The 4123-nt window shown below is 70.4% G+C and carries 2 protein-coding genes and 1 pseudogene; 2 read left to right on the forward strand and 1 reads right to left on the reverse strand.

Translation table 11 applies throughout. The annotated features are described in order from the left end of the window. Positions 1-1343, reverse strand: a 1343-nt coding sequence (locus ACE3UY_RS16375) for a hypothetical protein (protein WP_374688564.1), incomplete at its 3' end; no start/stop codon positions are given. A gap of 46 nt (positions 1344-1389) precedes the next feature. Between ACE3UY_RS16375 and ACE3UY_RS16380 the strand changes: the two genes are divergently transcribed. After that, complete coding sequence (locus tag ACE3UY_RS16380; RefSeq protein WP_374688565.1) at positions 1390-3309, forward strand: FHA domain-containing protein; 1920 nt, start codon at positions 1390-1392, stop codon at positions 3307-3309. A 2-nt stretch (positions 3310-3311) separates the two neighbouring features. Next, positions 3312-4123 (forward strand): annotated as a pseudogene (locus tag ACE3UY_RS16385) (hypothetical protein); the annotation flags it as partial.

A 4123-nucleotide genomic window follows, 5' to 3' on the forward strand; every position in this document is an offset into this window, starting at 1 on the left:
AGCAGCCCTAACAGCCACAGCGGGTTGAAACGGAAGCCGGCCGGCTGGAGTTCTTCGGGAACCTGCACCTCGTCCCCCTGGGTCACGGTGATGATGACCGGCGCGCTGACAGAGGTGAGGCCCTGGCTGTCCGTGACGGCGACCTCTAGCCGGTTGTCACCAAAGATGAAATTGCTGACCGGCGCGGTGAAGGAGGCCAGGTCGGCAGGCGGGATTTCGGCCACCTGCGTGTCGTTGACCAGCAGTTGCGCCGCCGTCACCTCGCGCGCCTGTCCGTCCAGCCAGGAGACGGTCGCTGACAGTTGAAGCTCGATCGGCTCATCCAGGTTGGGCACAGTCAGGCTGCGGCTCTCGCGCGCCAGGTTGATGACGACGTTGGGAACCGCGCCAGAGACGGTCACCTCGGTAGTGGCCTTCGTGTCGCGGTTGTTCAGCAGGCTCAGTTCGACCGGGAACGTGCCGCTGGCCGGCTCCGGCACGGTGTAGCGCACCAACGACTGTTCGCGGAACGCGCCGATGCGGGCCCAGATAGCGGCGATGCCCTCAGCGTTGCCCAACTCGGTGGCGATGCCGCGCGAGCCGGCGGCCACCTGGCGCATATACTCCGGCCCGAACGTCTGCCCGCCCAACTCCGGGTTGGTCAGGACGACGGTGTGGACGGGGATGCCGGCCGCCGCGGCCCGCGTGGGCACGTCGCCCGGCTGGGCCTGCGACGTGCCGGGGTCGGTGCCGTCGCTGATGAGGATGATAGACGCGGCCATGGCCGGGTCGGGCTTCAGCGCGGTCGTCTCATCCACCATGCGGATCACGGCGTCATAGAGCGACGTCGCCCCCTGTTCGGCCGCCAGGGGGGTCGTGGCGAACAGATTGTTGACGCTGTTGTAGAATTGGGTCGGCTCCAGCAGTTGTTGCGGGCCGTCGGCGCGATTCTGGTAGACGGCCACGTAGTCCACTTGCTCCTGCATATTGCCGGCGCTGGCGTACTGGCGGACGAGGGCCTCGATGGCCGGCAACTGGTCGGCCACGCCGCCGGTTACGTCAATCAGGAAGACGGTCAGCGTGCCCACAGTGACCCGGCCGTCGAAGATCACCTCGTCCACCGGGAAGCCGTTATGATTCAGAAAGAGCGGCTCCGTGGTGAAGTCGATCGGGTTGCCCTGGCCGTCCATGCCGTAAGCCTGCAACTGGACGCTGGGGAAACTGTCGGCGTTGGAGCCGGTGATGGTGAGGCGGCCGATCTGAGTCGTCTCTTGGGCGCGACCAGTGGCCGCGCCGAGGAGCAGGATGAACGCGACCAACAGGCCACGCAGGGTGCGACCAAGAAGACGTGGAGCGTTCGCCATGAGACTTCTCCCTTCCACAGAAGTTATGTTGATATAATAGCAGACGGTGAACGGAAAGAAAACAGTTATGGCCGGCCGGCCGACACGAACGCTCATCATCCTGGTCGCCCTGGCCCTGGCCCTGGTCGCGGCGCGGGGCGCGGCGGCGCAGCAGGTGGAACGCCAGGAGACGGCGGTGCGCATCACCGCCGTGAACACGGCTGACTTCCCGACGGTGCGCGTGCGCGTCCTGATGACCGGGCCGGGCGGCGCGCCCGTCGGCGACCTGTCGCGCCTGGTGCTGCGCGAGAACGGCGTGCCCATCCCGGAGGCGACGACGGCCCGCGTCCCGAGTGGGGTCGATCTCGTGCTGGTGCTCGACGCCAACGCCGACTTTCTCCAGTTCGACGACCGCAGCGGCTTCAACCGGCGCGACAAGGTGGCCCAGAGCGTCGGGCGCTGGGCGGAGCAGTTCATGAACCCCACCGGGCTAGACCGGGTGTCGGTCATCACGCCCGACGAGACGGGCGAGGGCGCGGCGTTTCTCGTCCAGGACGTGACGCGGCCGGGCGAGTTGGCTGGCGCCGTGGCCGCCTACGCCCCGACGCCGCGGGCCACGCCGCTGCAGGCCATGCTGGTCGCGGCCATTGACCATCTGGCGGCGCAGCGAGAGGATGGCCGCTTCCAGGCTGTCCTGCTCTACACCGATGGGGCCCGCCTGAACCGCCAACTCGACTACCCGGCGCTGACCGAGGCGGCGCTGGCCGCCGGCATCCCCCTCTACGTCGCCATTCTGGGCGTGGAGGCGTCGCCGGAAGAGGTCGCCAACGCCGCCGGGCTTTACCAGCCAACCAACGGCCAATATGTTCACATGCCCGCGCCGGAGGCGACCGATCCGCTATTTGCCCTGTTCGAGGCCCAGGGGCAGCAGACGGAGATGGTCTATCGCTCCGAGACGCGCCAGAACGGCGACCACGAGGTATCGGTCAGTCTGGGCAACGTGCGCGACACGGCCGGCTTCTCGCTGGCTCTGGCCGCGCCCGAGGTCGCCATTGAGTTAGCCAACGCCGCCGTCCGCCGTGTGGGCAGCGCCGCCGATACGCCGCTGGCGCTGCTGCAACCGGCTGTCTTGCCGCTGACGGCGCGCGTCGTCTGGCCCGACGGCCGGCCGCGCCGCCTGACGGAGGTCGTCTTTCGCGTGGATGGCGTGGCCCAGCCGGCCGGCGACTCCCCTGCGCTCGACGCGGCCGGGCAGTTGCCGCTGGCCTGGGACATCAGCGAGCGCGACGCGGGAACCTACCGGTTGGAGGTCGAGGTGGCCGATGAACTGGGCTTCCGCGCCGCGGCCGAGCCGGTGGACGTGACCATCGAGATCAGCCGGCCCACCCCACCCACGCCGACGCCCGCGCCGACCCGCGCCCCGGCGCTACCCGCCCTGGGACGCATGGCTGAGTGGCCCGTGTGGGCGCTGCTGATCCCGGTCGCGGCAGTTGGCGTGCTGGTCTGGCTGTGGCGCGCCGCCCGCCGCCGCGCCAGGCGGGTCGCGCCGCCAGCCGCGCCGCCCGCGCCCGTCGCCGCGGCTGGCCCAGCCGACCGGCACGCGCCCGTGCTGGCCTGGGAGTGGCCTGACGGCCAGAGCGAGCGCGTTGAACTGCCGGCGGCCGACGTGACGATCGGCCGCGAGCCGGACGAGGTGGATATCGCCCTCGACGATCCCAGCGTCTCCCGCCTGCACGCCCGCATCCGGCGCGCGGCCGAGGACGAGTACTGGCTGTACGACGAGGGCAGTATCCTGGGCACGTTCCTGAACCACGAGCGGCTGGGGCTGGCCCCCCGCCGGGTGCAGCACGGCGACGCCATCCAGGTCGGCCACCTGACGCTGCACTTCCGCCTGGAGCTGATCCGGCCGTCCGCGCCGCGACCGGAGGCGGCCGATGAGCCGGACACCCCGCCCGCGCCGGATGACGCGGCCATCGACAAGGAGTAGCCATGAGCGAGAAATCCCTGTTTACCCCACGAACGACCCGCGTCGCCGCCCAGATCGCGGCGCTCCTGCTGCTGGCGGCGCTGGCCGCCTGCTCCGCGCTAGGCCCTCAGACGGTGGCGCCCTTCCTGGGTACGCCGCCCGGCCCCACGGTCGAGGGTGCGGACTCCGCTACGCTGACGCCCGTCGCTACGCCCGTCGCCGACGCCGGCGAGACGCCGATCCTGATGTGCACGCCGCCCGCCTGCGCCCCCGGCGAGGTCTTCAACTGCCCAACCGGCGACTGCCCCGGCGGTTGCGGCACGGTCTGCGCCGCACCAACGCCCATCACCGGCCCGCTGGGGGCCGCGCCGACCGACTGGGAGGGGCTGGAGCAGTGGATCGTTGAACTGTGGCGGGCCAACGTTAACCCGGCCGCCGTCCGCGCCGCGCTCCAGCAGTCGGGCATGCAGCGGAGCCTCGATGACTGGCTGGCGGTCGATCTCGATGGCGACCTGCAGGACGAGTGGATATTGGTACTCTACGACCCGTCGCTGCCGGGCGTGCCCTTCGGCGCGCCCGGCGATCTGTGGATCGTTAACGGCGAGGGCGTCGTCTTCCGCTACTACGCCGCGCCCAGCAGCGACATCTACGACTTCATCGCCCCGACGCTGGTAGAGGTGGCCGATCTGTCGGGCGACGGCCTGCCCGACCTGATTGCCGACGCGCACCTGTGCGGCGCGCACACCTGCTATGGCAACTACCGGGTCATCGGCCTGACGGCCGACGGGCTGGGCGATCTGGTCAGCCGCCCGCCCGTCGGTGAGGGGGACGCCGG

Source organism: Promineifilum sp. (SeqCode), from assembly GCF_041918635.1.
GTDB lineage: Bacteria > Chloroflexota > Anaerolineae > Promineifilales > Promineifilaceae > Promineifilum.